General features: G+C 63.2%; 18 protein-coding genes and 1 tRNA gene. All 19 read left to right on the forward strand.

Annotation, left to right across the window (positions count from 1 at the left end; genetic code table 11):
* Positions 1–4 precede the first annotated feature (4 nt).
* The 19 genes from DUGA2_RS08930 to nuoF all read left to right on the forward strand — a co-directional run bounded on the left by DUGA2_RS08930 (position 5) and on the right by nuoF (position 17,998).
* Entirely contained in the window at positions 5–2,632 is a 2,628-nt protein-coding gene (locus DUGA2_RS08930) for a family 20 glycosylhydrolase (RefSeq protein ID WP_070268872.1), read from the forward strand.
* A gap of 89 nt (positions 2,633–2,721) precedes the next feature.
* Positions 2,722–4,158 (forward strand): ABC transporter substrate-binding protein, encoded by a 1,437-nt coding sequence (locus DUGA2_RS08935; RefSeq protein ID WP_083296260.1) that lies wholly within the window; start codon positions 2,722–2,724, stop codon positions 4,156–4,158.
* A complete protein-coding gene (locus tag DUGA2_RS08940) occupies positions 4,130–4,837 on the forward strand; it encodes a response regulator (protein WP_008450376.1) in 708 nt (235 codons plus the stop codon). The genes DUGA2_RS08935 and DUGA2_RS08940 overlap by 29 nt, the downstream gene beginning before the upstream one ends.
* Positions 4,830–6,293, forward strand: a complete 1,464-nt coding sequence (locus DUGA2_RS08945) for an ATP-binding protein (protein WP_141753219.1) — start codon at positions 4,830–4,832, stop codon at positions 6,291–6,293. Before DUGA2_RS08940 ends, DUGA2_RS08945 begins: the two co-directional genes overlap by 8 nt.
* Before the next feature lie 230 nt (positions 6,294–6,523).
* On the forward strand, positions 6,524–7,636 hold the full coding sequence (locus DUGA2_RS08950) for an acyltransferase family protein (protein WP_070268876.1): 1,113 nt from the start codon (positions 6,524–6,526) through the stop codon (positions 7,634–7,636).
* Positions 7,637–7,651: 15 nt separating this feature from the next.
* Positions 7,652–8,806: a glycosyl hydrolase family 18 protein gene (locus DUGA2_RS08955; RefSeq protein WP_070268878.1), complete on the forward strand. Its 1,155-nt coding sequence runs from the start codon at positions 7,652–7,654 to the stop codon at positions 8,804–8,806.
* Between the two features lie 153 nt (positions 8,807–8,959).
* On the forward strand, positions 8,960–9,160 hold the full coding sequence (locus DUGA2_RS08960; RefSeq protein ID WP_070268879.1) for a hypothetical protein: 201 nt from the start codon (positions 8,960–8,962) through the stop codon (positions 9,158–9,160).
* Positions 9,161–9,257: 97 nt separating this feature from the next.
* Positions 9,258–10,025, forward strand: a complete 768-nt coding sequence (locus DUGA2_RS08965) for a GIN domain-containing protein (RefSeq protein ID WP_070268881.1) — start codon at positions 9,258–9,260, stop codon at positions 10,023–10,025.
* Between the two features lie 20 nt (positions 10,026–10,045).
* Positions 10,046–10,654: a tetratricopeptide repeat protein gene (locus DUGA2_RS08970; RefSeq protein WP_070268882.1), complete on the forward strand. Its 609-nt coding sequence runs from the start codon at positions 10,046–10,048 to the stop codon at positions 10,652–10,654.
* A gap of 46 nt (positions 10,655–10,700) precedes the next feature.
* Positions 10,701–11,681, forward strand: coding sequence for an NAD(P)H-quinone oxidoreductase (locus DUGA2_RS08975; protein ID WP_070268884.1), 981 nt, complete (start codon positions 10,701–10,703; stop codon positions 11,679–11,681).
* A 143-nt stretch (positions 11,682–11,824) separates the two neighbouring features.
* The gene (tpiA, locus tag DUGA2_RS08980) at positions 11,825–12,571 is read left to right on the forward strand and encodes a triose-phosphate isomerase (RefSeq protein ID WP_070268886.1); all 747 of its coding nucleotides are present in this window, start codon (positions 11,825–11,827) and stop codon (positions 12,569–12,571) included.
* Positions 12,572–12,619: 48 nt separating this feature from the next.
* Positions 12,620–13,036: a preprotein translocase subunit SecG gene (gene secG / locus DUGA2_RS08985; protein ID WP_008450356.1), complete on the forward strand. Its 417-nt coding sequence runs from the start codon at positions 12,620–12,622 to the stop codon at positions 13,034–13,036.
* A gap of 218 nt (positions 13,037–13,254) precedes the next feature.
* A tRNA-Leu gene (locus DUGA2_RS08990) sits at positions 13,255–13,339 on the forward strand.
* 172 nt (positions 13,340–13,511) lie between these two features.
* Positions 13,512–13,871 (forward strand): NADH-quinone oxidoreductase subunit A, encoded by a 360-nt coding sequence (locus DUGA2_RS08995; protein WP_008450355.1) that lies wholly within the window; start codon positions 13,512–13,514, stop codon positions 13,869–13,871.
* Between the two features lie 3 nt (positions 13,872–13,874).
* Positions 13,875–14,351 carry an NADH-quinone oxidoreductase subunit B family protein gene (locus DUGA2_RS09000; protein WP_008450353.1) on the forward strand — a complete coding sequence of 159 codons (477 nt, stop codon included), beginning with the start codon at positions 13,875–13,877 and terminating at the stop codon, positions 14,349–14,351.
* Positions 14,352–14,369: 18 nt separating this feature from the next.
* Positions 14,370–14,960, forward strand: a complete 591-nt coding sequence (locus DUGA2_RS09005) for an NADH-quinone oxidoreductase subunit C (RefSeq protein ID WP_070268888.1) — start codon at positions 14,370–14,372, stop codon at positions 14,958–14,960.
* 3 nt (positions 14,961–14,963) lie between these two features.
* Complete coding sequence (locus DUGA2_RS09010; RefSeq protein ID WP_070268890.1) at positions 14,964–16,217, forward strand: NADH-quinone oxidoreductase subunit D; 1,254 nt, start codon at positions 14,964–14,966, stop codon at positions 16,215–16,217.
* A gap of 9 nt (positions 16,218–16,226) precedes the next feature.
* On the forward strand, positions 16,227–16,706 hold the full coding sequence (nuoE, locus tag DUGA2_RS09015) for an NADH-quinone oxidoreductase subunit NuoE (RefSeq protein ID WP_070268891.1): 480 nt from the start codon (positions 16,227–16,229) through the stop codon (positions 16,704–16,706).
* Positions 16,703–17,998, forward strand: coding sequence for an NADH-quinone oxidoreductase subunit NuoF (gene nuoF, locus DUGA2_RS09020; RefSeq protein ID WP_008450345.1), 1,296 nt, complete (start codon positions 16,703–16,705; stop codon positions 17,996–17,998). The genes nuoE and nuoF overlap by 4 nt, the downstream gene beginning before the upstream one ends.
* The last annotated feature ends 13 nt before the right edge of the window (positions 17,999–18,011 follow it).

Here is an 18,011-nt window from a genome sequence, read left to right on the forward strand (position 1 = left end):
TCGAATGCGTAAGCAGAGCAAGGGCGGTGGTTTCGTTTTGGCCTCGTGGCTGATGGTGGCGATGGCGGGCGGTTCGTTGATGCAGGTGGCGCCGGCGGCATATGCGGCGGCGGAAGCGAAGGCGCCGGTGGGGAAGGGCGCGTTGGAGGGATTTGCCAACGGCGCGCAGCTTCGCCTGCGCTGGGAGCTGGTGCGCACTGTGTTCACGCCCGAGTTGCCGGGTGGTGGAACGCAGGCGCGCTTTGTCCTGTCCAACCTCGGCCAGCAGCCTTTGCCTGCGCAGGGCTGGTCGTTGTACTTCAATGTCATGGACGGCGTGTCGACCGGACCGCTGGAGGGCAAGCTGGTGCTGGAGCAGGTTGCGGGCAATTTGTTCCGCATTCGTCCCGCGCCGGGCTTTGCCGGCGTGCCGGCCGGGCAGACACTGAATATCGCCTACAACCATCCGGACCTGGTGATCAAGCTTGCCAAGGCGCCGGCCGGGCCTTACCTGGTCTACGATGACGCGCCGGATGTCGGCCAGGCCATCGCCGATTACCAGCTGCTGCCGGTCACGCGTCCGGAGCAGCTGGACAAGGGCGGCAGCGGCGCCAAGCCTGTCGTCACCGTGCAGGATATCTATCGTCGAAACGCCAATGCCGACTGGCTGCCGGCCGCCGCGCTGCCGCCGGTGTTCCCGACGCCGCAGCATCTGGAGGCTGGCGGCGGAAAGTTGAAACTGGCGGCGCTGCCGAATATCTCCGCACCGGCCGTGCTGAAGACCGAAGCCGCATTCGCACGCTCGCTGCTCGCGGCCAGCCTGCCGGCCAGCAGCGCCGGCACCGGCGACACCGGCAGCGCAGGCGCCGCCGCTCTGCGCCTGAGCGTGGGCACGGTGCCCGGCTCCACCTCGCCGGAAGCCTACACGCTGACGATCAAGGCCGGCAGCGGCATCGACATCGTCGGCAACAGCGCCGCCGGCGTGGCCTACGGCCTGCAATCGCTGCGCGACCTGCTGCCGTTGCCTGGGGCGGCAGCGGGCGGCATCGAACTGCCGGAGCTGGCCATCACCGACGCGCCGCGCTTCGAGTATCGCGGCTTCCAGCTGGATGTCGGCCGCAACTTCCACACCAAGCAGACCGTGTTCAAGCTGCTGGACCTGATGGCGCGTTACAAGCTCAATAAATTCCACTTTCACCTGACCGAAGACGAAGGCTGGCGGCTGGAGATCGCCGGCCTGCCCGAGCTGACCAGCATCGGCGCGGTGCGCGGCCATAGCGCCGTGCCGGGTGTGCGTTTGCAGCCAGCGTATGGCTCCGGTCCGAATCCTGCAGATGCCAGCGGCACCGGCTACTACACCCGCGCCGAATATATCGAAATCCTGCGCTACGCGGCCGCCCGCCATATCGAGGTGATCCCGGAAATCGAAATGCCGGGCCACGCCCGCGCCGCCGTCAAGGCGATGGAAGCCCGCTACCACCGCCTGAAAGCCGCAGGCAAGGGCGACGCCGCCAAATACCTGCTCAACGATTTCGCCGACAAGTCGGTCTACAAATCGCCGCAGCTGTACAACGACCACGTGATCAATCCCGGCCTGGAATCGAGCTTCACCTTCATCGACCATGTCATCGCGCAGGTCGCGGCGATGCACAAGGAGGCCGGCGCGCCGCTGCACACCATCCACGTCGGCGGCGACGAGCTGCCGAGCGGCGCATGGGAGCAGTCGCCCGCCAGCCGCGCGGTCATGCAGAAGAAAAAACTGGAGAGCACCGCCGAACTGTGGGACTACTTCTACGACCGCGTCGACGCCATCCTGCGCAAGCACGGCCTGTACGCCTCCGGCTGGGAAGAGATGGCGGCCCGCGCCACCAAGGTGCACGGCGAGCATAAGCTGATTCCGAACCCACGCTTCACGCAGCGCGGCTTCAGCGCCTACGTCTGGAACAACACCGAGGGCGCCGAGGACTTCGCCTATCGTCTCGCCAACGCAGGCTACGACATCGTGCTGGCGCCGGTGACGAAGATGTACATGGACATGGCCTACAACGCCAATCCCGAAGAGCCGGGCGTGAACTGGGGCGACTACGTCGAACTGGATACGGTCTACGATTTCATCCCGCTGGACTACCTGAAGAACGCCAATCCGCCGCTGGTCGGCAAGGACGCCCTGACCGACTACGGCAAGCGCCGCATACGCGGGCTGGAGGCGACGCTGTTCACGGAAACCGTGCGCACGCCGGAACGCATGGACTACCTCGTCATGCCACGCCTGCTGGCGGTGGCCGAGCGTGCATGGGCGCCCGATCCTGCCTGGGCCACGGAGACCGACGCCGCCAAAGCCACCGCGCTGCACCGCGCCGCATGGTCCGGCTTCGTCAACACGCTGAGCCAGCGCGTGCTGCCGCGCCTGGACCTGGAACGCACCGGTGTCGACTACCGTATTGCGCCTCCAGGACTGGTGGTCGATGGCGGCAAGGTGCTGGTCAACCACGTCCTGCCGGGCATCGCGATGCGCTACACCAGCGATGGCAGCGAACCGAATACCACTAGCAAACCAGTTAGCGGCCCCATATTGGACAAGGGCCAGATCAAGGTCGCCGCGTTCGGCCGCAACGGCAGGCCGGGCGTGGTGTCGCGCATCGACAACCCCTGAGCGGGGAGGGCGCGCGCAAAGCATACCAATTCATCCCGGAGGCTACCTTCTCCGTTATAATCGTGGCACTGTTTTATTCGGGATAACGAGTGATTGCGTCGACAGAAAAAGTAGCCTTGCCGTGGTTAGACTGGTTACGCTTTCGTTCGACCACCCGCCGCGCGCCGCCCGCCAAGGCCTGGTCCTTCGGCTTGCTGGCCGCCGCCTGCGCCTTCAATTGCGGCGCGCTGACCATGGCCCAGGCCACGCAGCTGCCGCAGCAGGCCACTGCGACCGGCACGGCATCGCCGGCCGCCTCCCTCAATACGCTGCAAGTGCTGCACTGGTGGACCTCCAGCAGCGAACGCAAGGCCGCCAATGCGCTGGCCGCCCGCATGGCCGACGAAGGCCTCGAATGGAAGGACGCCGCGATTCCCGGCGGCGCGGGGCTGGGCGCCGGCAAGGTGCTGAAGAGCCGCGTGCTGGCGGGCGATGCGCCCGAAGTCACGCAGATCATCGGCGTATCTGTCGCCGAATGGGCGGAACTGGGCCTGCTGCTGGAAATCGACAACGTTGCCAGCGCGGGCAACTGGAACGGCTTCCTGTTCCCCACCATCCAGGCGCTGATCCAGCACCGCAAGCACGTGGTGGCGGCGCCGCTTGGCATCCACCGCGTCAATACGCTGTACTACAACCGCGCGCTGTTCGCCCAGCTCAAACTGGCGCCGCCGCAGACGTGGGCGGAATTCCAGAACGTCGCGCTCAAGTTCAAGGCCGCCGGCATCGTGCCGCTGGCGCAGAGCAGCGAAGCCTGGCAGGTCGCCGCGCTGTTCGAGAATCTGGTGCTGGCCGAAAGCGGCCCTGAGTTCTACCGCGATCTGTTCGTGCGCCGCAATCCCGCCGCCGCCATCGACCGCCGCACCACCGAGGCGCTGGAGCGGCTGCGCGTGGTCAAGGGCTGGATCAGCGGCCAGCTCGACGAACGCCCATGGCCGGAAGTAGTGCGCCAGTTTTCGCGCCGCGAGGCCGCGATGATGATCATGGGCGACTGGGCCAAGCCGGAGCTGGCCGAACGCGGCATGGCGCTGGACGACGACTATGCCTGCGGCACCGCGCCGGACACGGGCAAGTACCACCTGTACAGTGTCGATACGCTGACCATGTTCGCCGGCGACTACCGCCATATGGCGTCGCAGGAAAAGATGGCGCGGCTGCTGGTGTCCTCGCCGGTGCAGGCGGAGTACAACGCGCTGAAAGGCGCGGTGCCGGTGCGGCGCGACGCCGACCTGTCGAAGATGGACAGCTGCGCGCGCGCCTCCTGGACCACCTTCGCTCAGGGCGCGGCGGTGCAGGCCCCAAGCCTGGTGCACCGCATGGCCACCGATGAAGCCAGCCGCGACGCCATCATCGCCGAAATCCACCGATATTTTCTAGACGACCGGTCCACGCCGGCCGAGGCGCAACGCCGCCTGGGCGCGCTGTTCCGCTTGTTTAACCTCAGAAGCCAAGGAGCACCCGGTGCGCAAGATACTGATCGTAGACGATGACCAAAAGACCCGCGTCCTGCTCAAGACCTACCTGGAGAAAAACCAGTACGAGGTGATCTTGTCGCACAACGGCGAGAGCTTCCTGGCCGAGCTGCACGCCCACACCGACCAGCTGTCGCTGGTGATCCTGGACGTGATGCTGCCCGATACCGACGGCTTCGCGCTGTGCAAGCAGGTACGCCAGCGTTCCAATGTCCCCATCATCATGCTGACCGCCAGCTCCGACGAGACCGACCGCATCGTCGGCCTGGAGCTGGGCGCGGACGACTACATCGCCAAGCCATACAGCCCGCGCGAACTGCTGGCCCGCATCAAGGCCATCCTGCGCCGCACCGCGCTGGAGACGCCGTCGGCGCGCTACTACCGCTTCGTCGGTTTCACGCTGGACCTGATGGAGCGCAAGGTGCTCGACAACGCCGGCGCCGTGGTCGCCTTGACGGGGCTGGACTTCCAGCTGCTGAAGTATTTCGTCGAACATCCGGGCGTGATCCTGGACCGCAGCGTGCTGTGCGAAGAGACACGCGGCCGCGACGCCGGTCCGCTGGATCGCTCGCTGGACGTGCAGATCAGCCGCCTGCGCCTGCGCCTGAACGACGACGGCAAGCAGCCGGCCCTGATCAAGACGGTGCGCGGCGCCGGCTACGTGTTCTCGGCCGATGTCAGCGTCTCGCATGCTTAGGCGAGTGTCGGAACGGCTGGGCAGGATCTGGCCGCAGTCGCTGCTGGGCCGCCTGATGCTGGTGATGGCGGCCGGCCTGCTGGTGACGCAGCTGGCGGCCAGCGTGATCTGGGCCAGCCAGCTGCGCGCCAAGGCGCAGGTGGAAGCGCAGTCGGCGTCGCAGTACATGGCGCACGGCGCTTCCGGCGCGATCCGTTTCTTCCGCAGCCTGCCGCCGAACTACCGCCTGCTGCTGATCCAGCAGCTGCGCGAGATGGGCGGCACGCGCTTCTTCGTCAACCTCAATCACGCCTACGTGCCGGTGCAGCAGATCGCTCCACATCCGCTGGCGAGCAGCGTGCTGGCGACGGTGGGCGCCACGCTGAAAAGCGACCTGCCGCATTCGCCCAGCTTCCACCTGGCCTTCGCCTGGCCGGAGCAGCTGGTGGTGTCCGAAGACGGCGTGCACCTGAGCGACCTGCCGGACGCCTGGGTCCAGCATATCCTGCTGCTGCAACCGGACCCCGCGCCCATCCTGGTGATCCAGACCGAGATCGAGCCGGGCAACTGGCTGTACATGGCGGCGTTGATGCCCAATCCGTACTTCTTGAGCAGTAACGATCCGCTGGCGTGGGACCGCCTGTCGCTGCAAGGCTTGTCGCTGGCCGTGGTGCTGCTGCTTTGCCTGCTGGTGGTGCGCTGGATCACGCGTCCGCTGGCCGCCTTGTCGGATGCCGCCGCCGCTTTCGGCCAGGGCCAGGACGACCGCGCCCCGCCGCTGCCGGAGACGGGCAGCCGGGAATTCATCAACACCGCGCGCGCCTTCAGCGCCATGCGCGAGCGCATCCAGCGCTACATCGAGGATCGCGAGCGGCTGTTCATCTCGATTTCGCATGACCTGCGTACGCCGATCACGCGCCTCAAGCTGCGTTCCGAACTGCTGGACGACGAGGCGTTGCGCAACGAGTTCGAAGAAGACCTCGATGAACTGGACATGATGGTCAAAGGCGCGCTGCAATGCGTGAAGGACAGCGACATCCACGAGAACCCGGCGGAGGTCAAGCTGGATGCGCTGCTGGGCCGCCTGGTGCGCAGCGCGCGGCTGGCCGGGCATGAGGTGGGCTATCGCGACAGCGGCATCACGGTGCGCGCCAAGCCGCTGGCCTTGAAGCGCGCCATCGGCAACCTGCTGGACAACGCCTTGTACTACGGCGACCGCGCCGAGATCAGCGTCAGCAGCGGCCCGGATGTGGTGGCGATCGCCGTGCGCGATCATGGCCCCGGCGTGCCGGAAGACGCGTTCGCCAGCCTGTTCGATCCCTATGTGCGGCTGGCGCACGGCCGCGAGCAGAACGACGCCGGCATGGGCCTGGGCCTGGGCATCGCCCGCAGCGTGATCGAGGCCCACGGCGGCCAACTGGTGCTGGAGAACCATCCCGAAGGAGGCTTGAACGCCACCATCCGCCTGCCGGCCTGAGCAGAAACGCAACAGCGCGCAACGGCGTGCAATACATTTTGTAAGGCTCTGTGAAGTTTTGTTGCAGCCGCCGTCGCGCCACCCCGCCAGGCTCGTCCTTAAGCGTAAGGAACTGTAAGCCAGGCAGGGAATTAAATAATGAAATCAAAGGTTTATGATCATTCGCCGCGCCTTGGCGAAGATGATAACGTTTGCAGCAACCCAACACACTCACTGAAAGTCGACGCTCAATGAAAACACAGCATCAACGCTCGCAAGCCATCGACGTGCTGCGGGGCCTGACGGTCGCGCTGATGATCATGGTGAACATGCCGGGCACGCCGGCCACCACCTATGCTCCCTTCCTGCACGCCGAATGGCACGGCCTGACGTTGACCGACCTGGTGTTCCCGACCTTTATGTTCGTGGTCGGCACGGCGCTCAGCTTCACGCTGGAGAAGTACGAGGGCATGGGCGAGGCGGCGGTGCTGAAGAAGATCTTCACGCGCACCGCGCTGATCTTCCTGTGCGGTTTCCTGATGTACTGGTATCCGTTCTTCAGTACCGAGGGTGGTTCGCTGACTGTACTGCCGCTGTCCGGCACCCGTATCTTCGGTGTACTGCAACGCATCGCGCTGGGTTACTGCGCCGGCTCGCTGATCCTGCATTACTGGAAGGAGAAGGGCGCTGTGGTGTTCGCGGTGCTGGCGCTGCTGGGCTACTGGGCCGTCATGTACGGCTTCGGCGACTACACGCTGGCCGGCAATGCGCAGCGCAAGCTGGACCTGCTGGTGCTGGGCGAGGCGCATATGTATCACGGCGAGGGCATCGCCTTCGATCCGGAGGGCATATTGAGCACGCTGCCCTCGATCGTCAATGTGTTGGCCGGCTATTTCGCCGGCCGCCTGGTACGCCGGCTGGGCGCCAGCTACGAGACGGTCGCCAAGCTGGCCATGTCCGGCGCTGTACTGGCTGTACTGGCGCTGTGCTGGAGCAGTGTATTCCCGCTCAATAAAAAACTGTGGACCAGCTCCTACACGCTGATCACCATCGCCATCGACCTGTTCACGCTGTCCTTGCTGCTGTACGTGATCGACATGCTGGGCAAGCGCGGCTGGACCTACTTCTTCGAAGTCTTCGGCCGCAACACGCTGTTCATCTACCTGTTCAGCGAAGTGGTGGCGACCACCTTCTTCCTGTTCAAGATCGGCGACCTGAACGTCTTCGACTGGGTCTACCTGAATCTGTTCCGGCCGTGGGCTGGCGCCTACAACGGGACGTTGCTGTGGGCGGTGGTGTACATGCTGGGCTGCTGGTCGGTCGGGTATGTGCTGGACCGTCAGAAAATCTACATCAAACTTTGATCGGAGGAATACGCGATGAATAAACTGTTGATGGCTGCCTGTATCGCAGCCGTTCTGGCAGGCTGCGGGGGCTCCGACCCCGCCGGCCAGCAATCGCCGAAAGCCATGGCGCGGATGGGCAACCTGGCGGCGGGCCGCGTCGCGCCGCTGCCGGACACGCCGGCCGACGCCGGCGGCGAGCGCGTGGTACAGGGCGGTGCGCCCGCCAGCAAGGCGCTGGCCAACGGCAAGATGGTGCTGGCCTACTACTCGGGCTACAGCAACAATTACAACTCGCTGACCAAGTACTACGCCAACGTCAACGCGGTGGCCATCGATTTCTGGAACATCACCAGCGCCGGCGCCGTGGTCGGCAACGGCGATCCGACGCCGACCAATGCCATCGCCTTCCTCAAGTCCAAGGGCATACCGATTTACGGCTGCATCTCCAATGTCTCCAACGACGGCTGGGATCCGCTCATCTCGCACGCGGTCACGGGCGCCAGCCGCGCCACGGCGGTGGCCAACCTGGTGGCCTTCGCCAAGGCCAACGGCTTCGCCGGCATCAACGTCGATTTCGAGGCGGTGGACCAGGCCGACCGCGCCAACCTCAGCGCGTTCTCCGCTGCGCTGTCGACGGCGCTGCACGCGCAGGGCCTGAAGCTGATCATGACGGTGCCTGCCTTCTCGGCCACCGACGAAAATCATCCGGACAACCTGCCGTTCGACCTGGCCGCGCTGGGCCAGTCGGCCGACTATATCCAGGTGATGACCTACGACGAGGCGATCCCTGCCTGGGCGCCGGGCGCCGTCGCCGGTTCGGACTGGATGGAGAACGCGCTCGACTACGCCACCAGCAAGGCGCCGGCGGCCAAGGTGTTGAACGGCATTCCGGCCTACGGCTATGACTGGGTCAAGGAGGGCGAGGGCAGCCAGCTGTTCTGGCGTAACGTGCCGGGGCTGTTGACCAAGTACGGTGCGACGCCGAAGTACGACAACAACGTCAACGCCATCACCTTCAACTACACCACCGGCGGCAAGAAGCACACGGTGTGGAACGAGAACGCCAGGAGCGTGGCCATGAAAACCGGCCTGGTGAGCGCCTACGGCCTGGCCGGCACCTCGATCTATGCCTTCGGCATGGAGGACGCCAGCTTCTGGAACGCCGTCAACGCCGGCCTTAACCAGTAACTCCCCTCGCGCAGCGGCGCCCGCCGCTGCGCCGCATTCCCGGTTTTCTGTCGCCCAGTCCCCCATTTGTGCAGTTCGTCGCAATCCGCATGATCGTCAGGCAGGTGATGGCTATAGTGATCACATACCGAAACGCATTCAAGGAGAGCAAAAATGAACATCGCCAAAAACATGGAAGCCATCTTCGTCGCCGCCGCCGTTCTGCTGGGCGTATCCGCCTACGCCAGCGCCGCCGCCGAAGCCACCGTCGCCCTGCAACCCGCCATCCAGGTTGCCGCCGCCCACGCTCCGATGCAAGTTGTCGTCATCAAGGCCAAACGCCTGACCGCAGTGGAAAAAGCCAGCCTGTCGTAATTTGACAATTGGTCGTACTGCAAAGATTGCTAGAAAGCTTAGTGCGCTGCTACATTAGCCCTTCGCCCTACCAAGAACAACATCAGAGGAACCGATAATGAACAAGCTTTTCCAATTTGGCCTGCTGTTTGCCGCTTTCTGTGCGCTGTTCGGCCGCGCACAGGCAGCCGACGAAGCCACCGAGAAGCGCGTCATCTCGCTGGATGCCCGCGTGGTGCGCGTCAAGCTCGATGGCGTACTCGACTTGAAGCTGCGGCAGGGCGCCACGCCCTCGTTGACGCTCTACGCGGACAAGCGCACCATGGAAAAGATTACGACATCGACCGCCGGCGATACGCTGCACCTGGAGACCGAAGGGCGGGGGCTGAAGATAGGCCGCTCCTCCACGCGTGCCGAGCTGGTGCTGCCGATGTTGCGGGAAGTGGTGTCCGAGGGCGTGGGCTCGACCGAGATCAACGGCTTCAGCGGAGACGAACTGGAGTTGACGATGGATGGCGCCGGCACGATGAAAGTGGTCTGTGACTACAAGGTCCTGAAGGCCAACCTGGGCGGCGTCGGCAGCATGCACCTGTGGGTCAGCGAAAACGACAGCGTCGAACTGGATCTGCGCGGCGCCGGCTACATCACGCTGGGCGGCAACAGCAAGTCGCTGAAGGCGACGCTGGGCGGACTGGGCGGACTGAATGCGCAGAAATTCCAGGCCGACTCCGTCAACATCGACCTGAGCGGCCTGGGCAACGCCACCGTCAACGCCAAGACCAATGCCACATTGAACTTGAGCGGCCTGGGATCGGTCACTGTCTATGGCAAGCCCCTGAACCGCAACGTAAGCGTTGACGGTCTGGGCAAGGTAAGTTGGAAGTAAAACACACACACCTACGCGACATGAAAAAATTCATACTAGCGATCGGTCTCGCACTGGGCCTGCAACAGGCTGCGATGGCCGGATTCGCCGAAGGCGCTACCGCCTATAACAACAAAAACTACTCGGCGGCCTTGAAGGAGATATCGCCGCTCGCCAAAGCCGGCAATGCCGATGCCCAGCACCTGCTGGGCTTGATGTATTACATGGGCCGTGGCGTCACCCAGGACTACAAGCAGGCGCTGGAATGGCACCGCAAGGCCGCGCTGCAGGGCAAGGCCGACGCGCAGTATGTGGTCGGCGCCATGTACTACACCGGCAATGCCGTGATCCAGGACCACAAGCAGGCCGTCACCTGGTTCCGCAAGGCGGCCGAGCAGGGCCACCCGGACGCCCAGCAGGCGCTGGGGCTGATGTATCGCTATCACATGGCCGGCATGCCGCAGGATAACGTGATTGCCTATATGCTGTGGAACCTGGCGGCGGCCAACGGCTCGACGAACGCGGCCGAGCAGCGATCGGCCGTGGTCAAGAGCATGACGCCGGAGCAGATCGAGGAAGGGCAGGCGCTGTCGGCCGCCTGGAAACCGAACACGCCGCTACCCAAGCAATCGCGCACCGGCGGCAGCTAATTTTCAGCTGTCGTACAATCGCCCTTTCTTCACGAGAGGGCGAGCCATGCGCGCGATTGAAATCACCCATCCCGGCCCGGCCGATGTCCTGAAACTGTGCGAACGGCCGATGCCGGTCGTGCGCGGCGGCGAGGTGCTGATCAAGGTCCATGCGGCCGGCGTCAACCGCCCCGACGTCTTCCAGCGCATGGGCAACTACGCGCCGCCTGCCGGCGCCTCCGACCTGCCGGGCCTGGAAGTGGCCGGCGAGATCGTCGACGGCGATCTCGATTACACCACCTTCGATATCGGCGACAAGGTTTGCGCGCTGGTGCAGGGCGGCGGCTACGCCGAGTACGTGGTCGCGCCGCTGGAGCAGGTGCTGCCCATCCCCAAGGGCTGGAGCATGCTGGAAGCCGCGACCATTTCCGAAAACTATTACACCGTGTGGAGCAATGTGTTCGACCGCGCCCACCTGGGCGAGGGCGAGACGCTGCTGGTGCAGGGTGGCAGTTCGGGCATCGGCGTGACGGCGATCCAGCTGGCCAGCGCGCTGGGCCACCGGGTGTTCGCCACCGCCGGCAGCGACGACAAGGTCGCCGCCTGCATGCAACTGGGCGCCGAGCGCGGCATCAACTACAAGACCGAGGATTTCGCCACCATCGTCAAGTCGCTGACCAACGACCGTGGCGCCGACGTTATCCTCGACATGGTGGGCGGCGACTACCTGCCGCGCGAGATTTCCTGCCTGGCCGACGACGGCCGCATCGCGCTGATCGCCACGCTGGGCGGCAGCAAGGCCACGCTGGACCTGGGCCAGGTGCTGCGCCGCCGGCTGACCATCACCGGTTCGACCTTGCGGCCGCGCTCGGCCGCCTTCAAGGGCGCGATCGCCAAGCAGTTGCTGGACAAGGTTTGGCCGCTGATGGCGGCGCGCAAGCTCAAGCCGGTGATCTACGAGGTGTTCCCGCTGGAGCAGGCCGCCGCCGCGCACGCGCTAATGGAGAGCAGCAATCATGTCGGCAAGATCATGTTGCAAGTCATCTAGGTCAATTCCGGGTCAAGAATAGGGCAGGGAACTGGGCTCGACCGTAGTATTTTTGCGATTTCCGGGGCGACGCGCTCGGCCGCTGGTTTGACCGGGCTTCCAGCCTCGCGTTAAAATAGCGGGTTATTGAATTTTAGGCTACTATGCGTCGCAAACTCGTCATCGGCAACTGGAAAATGAACGGCAATCGGGCCGGCAACACTGCTTTATTGTCGGGCATTATGGCCGGCTTGAACGACTTTGGCGCCGATTGCGCAGTCTGCGTACCGGCGCCTTACCTGGCCCAGTGCCAGGCTGAACTGCAGGGCAGCCCGGTCGCCTGGGGCGCGCAGGACCTGTCGGTCCATGCCGCCGGCGCCTACACGGGCGAAGTCTCGGCCGCGATGCTGGTCGATTTCGGCGCCCGCTATGTGTTGTGCGGTCACTCCGAACGCCGCGCCTATCACAAGGAAAGCAGCGAACTGGTGGCGCAGAAAGCCGTCGCCGCGCTGGCTGCCGGCCTGACGCCGGTGGTGTGCGTGGGCGAAACGCTGGAGCAGCGCGAAGCAGGGGAGACCGAAGCGGTCATCTGCGGCCAGCTGCAGGCGGTGCTGGATGCGGTTGCAACCGACGACCTGGCCAGGATTGTTGTTGCTTACGAGCCTGTCTGGGCTATCGGCACCGGCAAGACCGCCACGCCGCAGATCGCCCAGGAAGCGCACGCCTTGCTGCGCGCGCGCGTGGCGCAGAAGCATGCGCCGGTCGCGGCCGGCATGCAGATTTTGTACGGCGGCAGCATGAAGCCGGACAACGCGAAAGAATTGATGGCCCAGCCTGATATCGACGGCGGCCTGATAGGCGGTGCCGCATTAAAAGCGGCGGATTTCCTCGGGATTATCCAGGCCGTGTAAGTTGTAGAAACAAAACGATACAAATCTTTTATTTTTGAATGGAATAACATGAACTCCTTGTTCAATCTGGTTATCGTAGTGCAGGTGGTCTCCGCAATCGCCATTATCGGCCTGGTATTGCTGCAGCATGGCAAGGGCGCCGACATGGGCGCGGCCTTCGGTTCGGGCGCCTCGGGCAGCCTGTTCGGCGCCACCGGCTCGTCGAACTTCATGTCCAAGTCGACCGGCGTGGCCGCCGCGATCTTCTTCAGCGCCACGCTGGCCCTGTCGTACATCTCGACCCAGCACAGCAGCGGCGTAGTCAGCGGCGGCGTGATGGACAAGGCTGCGCCGGCGGCGCCAGCCCCGGTTCCGGCGACCGGCGCAGCGGCGATTCCGACCGCGCCTGCAGCGGCACCGGCCGCTCCGGCAGCCGCGCCAGCCGCTCCGGCAGCAACGGGTCCTGCAGCTTCGATCCCAAAGTAATACAATGCTGAACTAAGCACTGAACTCAGTTGTAAAATAAGTTGAAGTCCCTTAGCAACTTTTTAAGTTGTTTGCTCATTGTTTTGGCAGTACATTAGCGTTGCAAGCTAGAAAAACAATTCAGAGTAAAAAGAAGTAAAGATTTATCGTTTTTCTTCTTGTTTTGGCGCAATACGGATTAACAACCGCGTGAAAACACAGTAGAATAGCGGCCTTACGCCGACGTGGTGAAATTGGTAGACACGCTATCTTGAGGGGGTAGTGGCGCAAGCTGTACGAGTTCGAGTCTCGTCGTCGGCACCAGAAATATAAGGCCAGCAAGGGAGCACCGAAGTGTACCTGAGCTGGCTTTTTTACGAGGATGTGTCGTTCGATCCTGGTCTAAGCGGTTTTACGATTGGGTCGAACGTTAAGAGCACCGCAGAACATCGCAGTGTGTCCTTTTAACCGACCGTTCAATATAAGCTCATCAATCGTGAACCTCGAAAATTATCTCCCCGTCCTGTTGTTCATCCTCGTCGGTCTCGGCGTAGGCATCGCTCCCCAAGTCCTTGGCCACTTACTCGGGCCGAACAAGCCTGACTCCGCCAAGCTCTCCCCATATGAATGCGGCTTCGAAGCTTTCGAAGACGCGCGCATGAAATTCGACGTCCGGTACTACCTGGTCGCGATCCTCTTTATTTTGTTCGATCTGGAAACGGCATTCTTCTTCCCGTGGGGCGTATCCATGCGCGAACTGGGCTGGGGCGGCTTCGTCACGATGATGGTGTTCATCGCCGAATTCGTCGTCGGTTTTTGGTATATCTGGAAGAAAGGTGCCCTTGATTGGGAATAAGCCATGGCTATTGAAGGCGTATTAAACGAAGGTTTCATCACCACCTCGGCCGACAAGCTGATCAACTGGGCGCGCACGGGTTCGATGTTCCCGATGACGTTCGGTCTGGCATGCTGTGCGGTTGAAATGATGCACGTGGGCGCAGCCCGTTACGATATGGACCGCTTCGGCGTGGTGTTCCGTCCATCGCCGCGTCAATCCGACGTGATGATCGTGGCCGGCACGCTGTGCAACAAGATGGCGCCCGCGCTGCGCAAGGTCTACGACCAGATGCCGGAACCGCGCTGGGTCATCTCGATGGGCTCCTGCGCCAACGGCGGCGGCTACTATCACTACTCCTATTCCGTGGTGCGCGGTTGCGACCGCATCGTCCCGGTGGATGTCTACGTGCCGGGCTGTCCGCCGACGGCCGAGGCTCTGCTGTACGGCATCATGCAGCTGCAAAACAAGATCAAGCGCACCAATACGATCGCACGCTAACGGGGCTGCTTCAAGAATATGACTACACATCTGGAACAACTGCAAACCGCCCTCGGCACTGCCCTGGGCGATCGCGTTACTACGACCGTGGCGTTGGGCGAAATCACGCTGGTCGTGAAAGCCGCCGACTACTACGGCGTGATGCAAACGCTGCGCGACGACAAGTCGCTGGGCTTCGATCAGCTGATCGACCTGGCCGGCGTCGACTACCTGAACTACGGCGATGGCGCCTGGGACGGCCTGCGATTCGCAGTAGTCGTCCATTTGCTGTCGGTGAAGCACAACTGGCGCGTGCGCGTGCGCGCATTCTGCGCCGACGACGAAATGCCGCTGCTGCCGTCGCTGGTGCCGCTGTGGCGTGCCGTCAACTGGTACGAGCGCGAAGCGTTCGATATGTTCGGCATCCTGTTCGAAGGCCACAACGACCTGCGCCGCATCCTGACCGACTACGGTTTCATCGGCCATCCGTTCCGCAAGGACTTCCCGGTATCGGGCTATGTCGAAATGCGCTACGACCCCGAGCAGAAGCGCGTGATCTACCAGCCGGTCACTATCGAGCCGCGTGAAAACGTGCCTCGCGTGATCCGCGAAGAAAACTACGGGAAGTAAAACATGGCTGAAATTAAGAACTACACCCTGAACTTCGGTCCGCAACACCCGGCCGCGCACGGCGTGCTGCGCCTGGTGCTGGAGCTGGACGGCGAAGTGATCCAGCGTGCCGACCCGCACATCGGCCTGCTGCACCGCGGCACCGAGAAGCTGGCTGAACAGAAGACCTACCTGCAGTCCGTGCCCTATATGGACCGCCTCGACTACGTCTCGATGATGTGCAACGAGCACGCCTACGTGATGGCCATCGAGAAGCTGCTGGGCCTGGAAGTGCCGCTGCGCGCGCAATACATCCGCGTGATGTTCGACGAGATCACCCGCATCCTGAACCACCTGATGTGGCTGGGCGCGCACGCGCTGGACGTCGGCGCCATGGGCCCGTTCCTGTACTGCTTCCGCGACCGCGAAGACCTGTTCGACTGCTACGAAGCGGTGTCGGGCGCGCGCATGCACGCGGCCTACTACCGTCCGGGCGGCGTGTACCGCGACCTGCCGGACGCGATGCCGCAGCACAAGCCATCGATCATCCGCTCGGCCAAGGCCGTCGCCGGCCTGAACGAACACCGCCAGGGTTCGCTGCTGGACTTCATCGAAGCGTTCACCGGCCGTTTCCCGACCTATGTCGACGAATACGAAACCCTGCTGACCGACAACCGTATCTGGAAACAGCGTACCGTCGGCATCGGCGTGGTGGCGCCGGAAGATGCGCTGGCCATGGGCTTCACCGGCGCCATGCTGCGCGGTTCGGGCATCCAGTGGGACTTGCGCAAGCACCAGCCGTACGAAGTGTACGACCTGATGGACTTCGACGTGCCGATCGGCACCAACGGCGACTGCTACGACCGCTACCTGGTGCGCGTGGAAGAACTGCGCCAGTCGAACAAGATCATCAAGCAATGCGTGGAATGGCTGCGCAACAATCCGGGTCCGGTCATGACCGACAACCGCAAGGTGGCGCCTCCGGGCCGCGTCGACATGAAGACCAATATGGAATCGCTGATTCACCACTTCAAGCTGTTCACCGAGGGCTTCCACGTGCCGCCGGGCGAAGCGTACGCGGCGGTGGAGCATCCGAAGGGCGAGTTCGGCATCTATCTGATCTCCGATGGCGCCAACAAGCCATACCGCATGAAGCTGCGCGCTCCCGATTACGCGCACTTGCAGTCGCTGGATGAAATGGCGCGCGGCCACATGATTGCCGACGCCGTGACCATCATCGGTACGCAAGATATCGTGTTCGGCAGTATCGACCGCTAAGGAAAAAGTATGTTGTTATCAGAGCAGTGCTACAAAAAAATCGACCGCGAGTTAGCCAAGTATCCGGCCGACCAGCGCCAGTCGGCCGTGATGGCCTCGCTGGCCCACGCCCAGGTTGAACTGGGTTGGATCTCGCCGGAAGTGATGGCCGAGTTGGCCGACTACATCCGCATGCCGGCCATCGCCGTGCAGGAAGTCGCGACCTTCTACAATATGTACAACCTGAAGCCGGTCGGCAAGCACAAGATTTCCGTGTGCACCAACCTGCCATGCGCCCTGTCGGGCGGCGTGCGCGCGGCCAGCCACCTGAAGGAAAAGCTGGGCATCGACTTCCGTGGCACCACGGACGACGGCGCTTTCACGCTGGTGGAAGGCGAGTGCATGGGCGCCTGCGGCGACGCGCCGGTGATGCTGGTGAACGACCAGCGCATGTGCAGCTTCATGTCCAACGACAAGATCGACACCCTGGTGGAGGAATTGAAGAAATGACGTCACTCCACAATCGTCACATCGACCCAGTCATTCTCGCCGGCCTCGACGGCAAGAACTGGCACCTGGAAGATTACGTCAAGCGCGGCGGCTACAGCGCCCTGCGCAAGATCCTCGAAGAGAAGATCACCCCGGAACAAATCATCGCCGACCTGAAGGCGTCGTCGTTGCGCGGCCGTGGCGGCGCGGGTTTCCCTACCGGCCTGAAGTGGAGCTTCATGCCACGCCAGTTCCCGGGCCAGAAGTACCTGGTATGCAACTCAGATGAGGGCGAGCCGGGCACTTTCAAGGACCGCGACATCATGCGCTACAACCCGCATGCGCTGATCGAGGGCATGGCCATTGGCGCCTACGCCATGGGCATCACCGTGGGCTACAACTACATCCACGGCGAGATCTTCGAGGTCTACACCCAGTTTGAAGATGCGCTGGAAGAGGCGCGCGCCGCCGGCTTCCTGGGCGACAAGATCATGGGCAGCGAGTTCAGCTTCCAGCTGCACGCGCACCATGGCTATGGCGCCTACATCTGCGGCGAGGAAACCGCGCTGCTGGAATCGCTGGAAGGCAAAAAAGGCCAACCGCGCTTCAAGCCGCCTTTCCCTGCGTCGTTCGGCCTGTACGGCAAGCCGACCACCATCAACAACACCGAGACGTTCGCGGCTGTTCCGTTCATCCTGAACATGGGTCCTGAAAAGTACCTGGGCATGGGACGTCCGAACAACGGCGGCTCGAAGATCTTCTCGATCTCGGGCGACGTTGAACTGCCGGGCAACTACGAGGTGCCGCTGGGCACGCCGTTCGCCAAACTGCTGGAACTGGCAGGCGGCATGCGCGGCGGTAAAAAGATCAAGGCTGTGATCCCTGGCGGCTCGTCCGCTCCGGTGATCCGCGGCGAACTGATGATGAACACCGACCTGGACTACGACTCGATCGCCAAAGCTGGCTCGATGCTCGGTTCGGGCGCCGTCATCGTCATGGATGAAACGCGTTGCATGGTCAAGGCAATGGAGCGTCTGGCGTACTTCTACTTTGAAGAGTCGTGCGGCCAGTGCACCCCATGCCGTGAAGGTACGGGTTGGATGTACCGCATGATTCACCGCATCGAAAACGGCCAGGGACGTCCTTCGGACCTGGACGTGCTGAACTCGATCTGCGACAACATCCAGGGCCGCACCATTTGCGCGCTGGGCGATGCCGCGGCGATGCCGATGCGCGCGTTCATCAAGCAATTCCGCGAAGAATTTGAATATCACGTCGAGCACAAGCATTGCTTAGTGCCCGCTTACATCTAAGCTGCGTCAGGTA

Origin of the sequence: Duganella sp. HH101, assembly GCF_001758795.1 — a bacterium.
Taxonomy (GTDB): Bacteria; Pseudomonadota; Gammaproteobacteria; order Burkholderiales; family Burkholderiaceae_D; genus Rugamonas; species Rugamonas rivuli.

Excerpts from the sequence above, each read along its gene's own strand:
- DUGA2_RS08955 (WP_070268878.1), top strand. The coding sequence starts at position 7,652 with ATGAATAAACTGTTGATGGCTGCCTGTATCGCAGCCGTTCTGGCAGGC.
- DUGA2_RS08930 (WP_070268872.1), top strand. The coding sequence starts at position 5 with ATGCGTAAGCAGAGCAAGGGCGGTGGTTTCGTTTTGGCCTCGTGGCTG.
- DUGA2_RS08950 (WP_070268876.1), top strand. The coding sequence starts at position 6,524 with ATGAAAACACAGCATCAACGCTCGCAAGCCATCGACGTGCTGCGGGGC.
- secG (WP_008450356.1), top strand. The coding sequence starts at position 12,620 with ATGAACTCCTTGTTCAATCTGGTTATCGTAGTGCAGGTGGTCTCCGCA.
- DUGA2_RS08975 (WP_070268884.1), top strand. The coding sequence starts at position 10,701 with ATGCGCGCGATTGAAATCACCCATCCCGGCCCGGCCGATGTCCTGAAA.
- DUGA2_RS08970 (WP_070268882.1), top strand. The coding sequence starts at position 10,046 with ATGAAAAAATTCATACTAGCGATCGGTCTCGCACTGGGCCTGCAACAG.
- DUGA2_RS09010 (WP_070268890.1), top strand. The coding sequence starts at position 14,964 with ATGGCTGAAATTAAGAACTACACCCTGAACTTCGGTCCGCAACACCCG.
- DUGA2_RS08945 (WP_141753219.1), top strand. The coding sequence starts at position 4,830 with ATGCTTAGGCGAGTGTCGGAACGGCTGGGCAGGATCTGGCCGCAGTCG.
- tpiA (WP_070268886.1), top strand. The coding sequence starts at position 11,825 with ATGCGTCGCAAACTCGTCATCGGCAACTGGAAAATGAACGGCAATCGG.
- DUGA2_RS09005 (WP_070268888.1), top strand. The coding sequence starts at position 14,370 with ATGACTACACATCTGGAACAACTGCAAACCGCCCTCGGCACTGCCCTG.
- DUGA2_RS09000 (WP_008450353.1), top strand. The coding sequence starts at position 13,875 with ATGGCTATTGAAGGCGTATTAAACGAAGGTTTCATCACCACCTCGGCC.
- nuoE (WP_070268891.1), top strand. The coding sequence starts at position 16,227 with ATGTTGTTATCAGAGCAGTGCTACAAAAAAATCGACCGCGAGTTAGCC.
- nuoF (WP_008450345.1), top strand. The coding sequence starts at position 16,703 with ATGACGTCACTCCACAATCGTCACATCGACCCAGTCATTCTCGCCGGC.
- DUGA2_RS08960 (WP_070268879.1), top strand. The coding sequence starts at position 8,960 with ATGAACATCGCCAAAAACATGGAAGCCATCTTCGTCGCCGCCGCCGTT.
- DUGA2_RS08965 (WP_070268881.1), top strand. The coding sequence starts at position 9,258 with ATGAACAAGCTTTTCCAATTTGGCCTGCTGTTTGCCGCTTTCTGTGCG.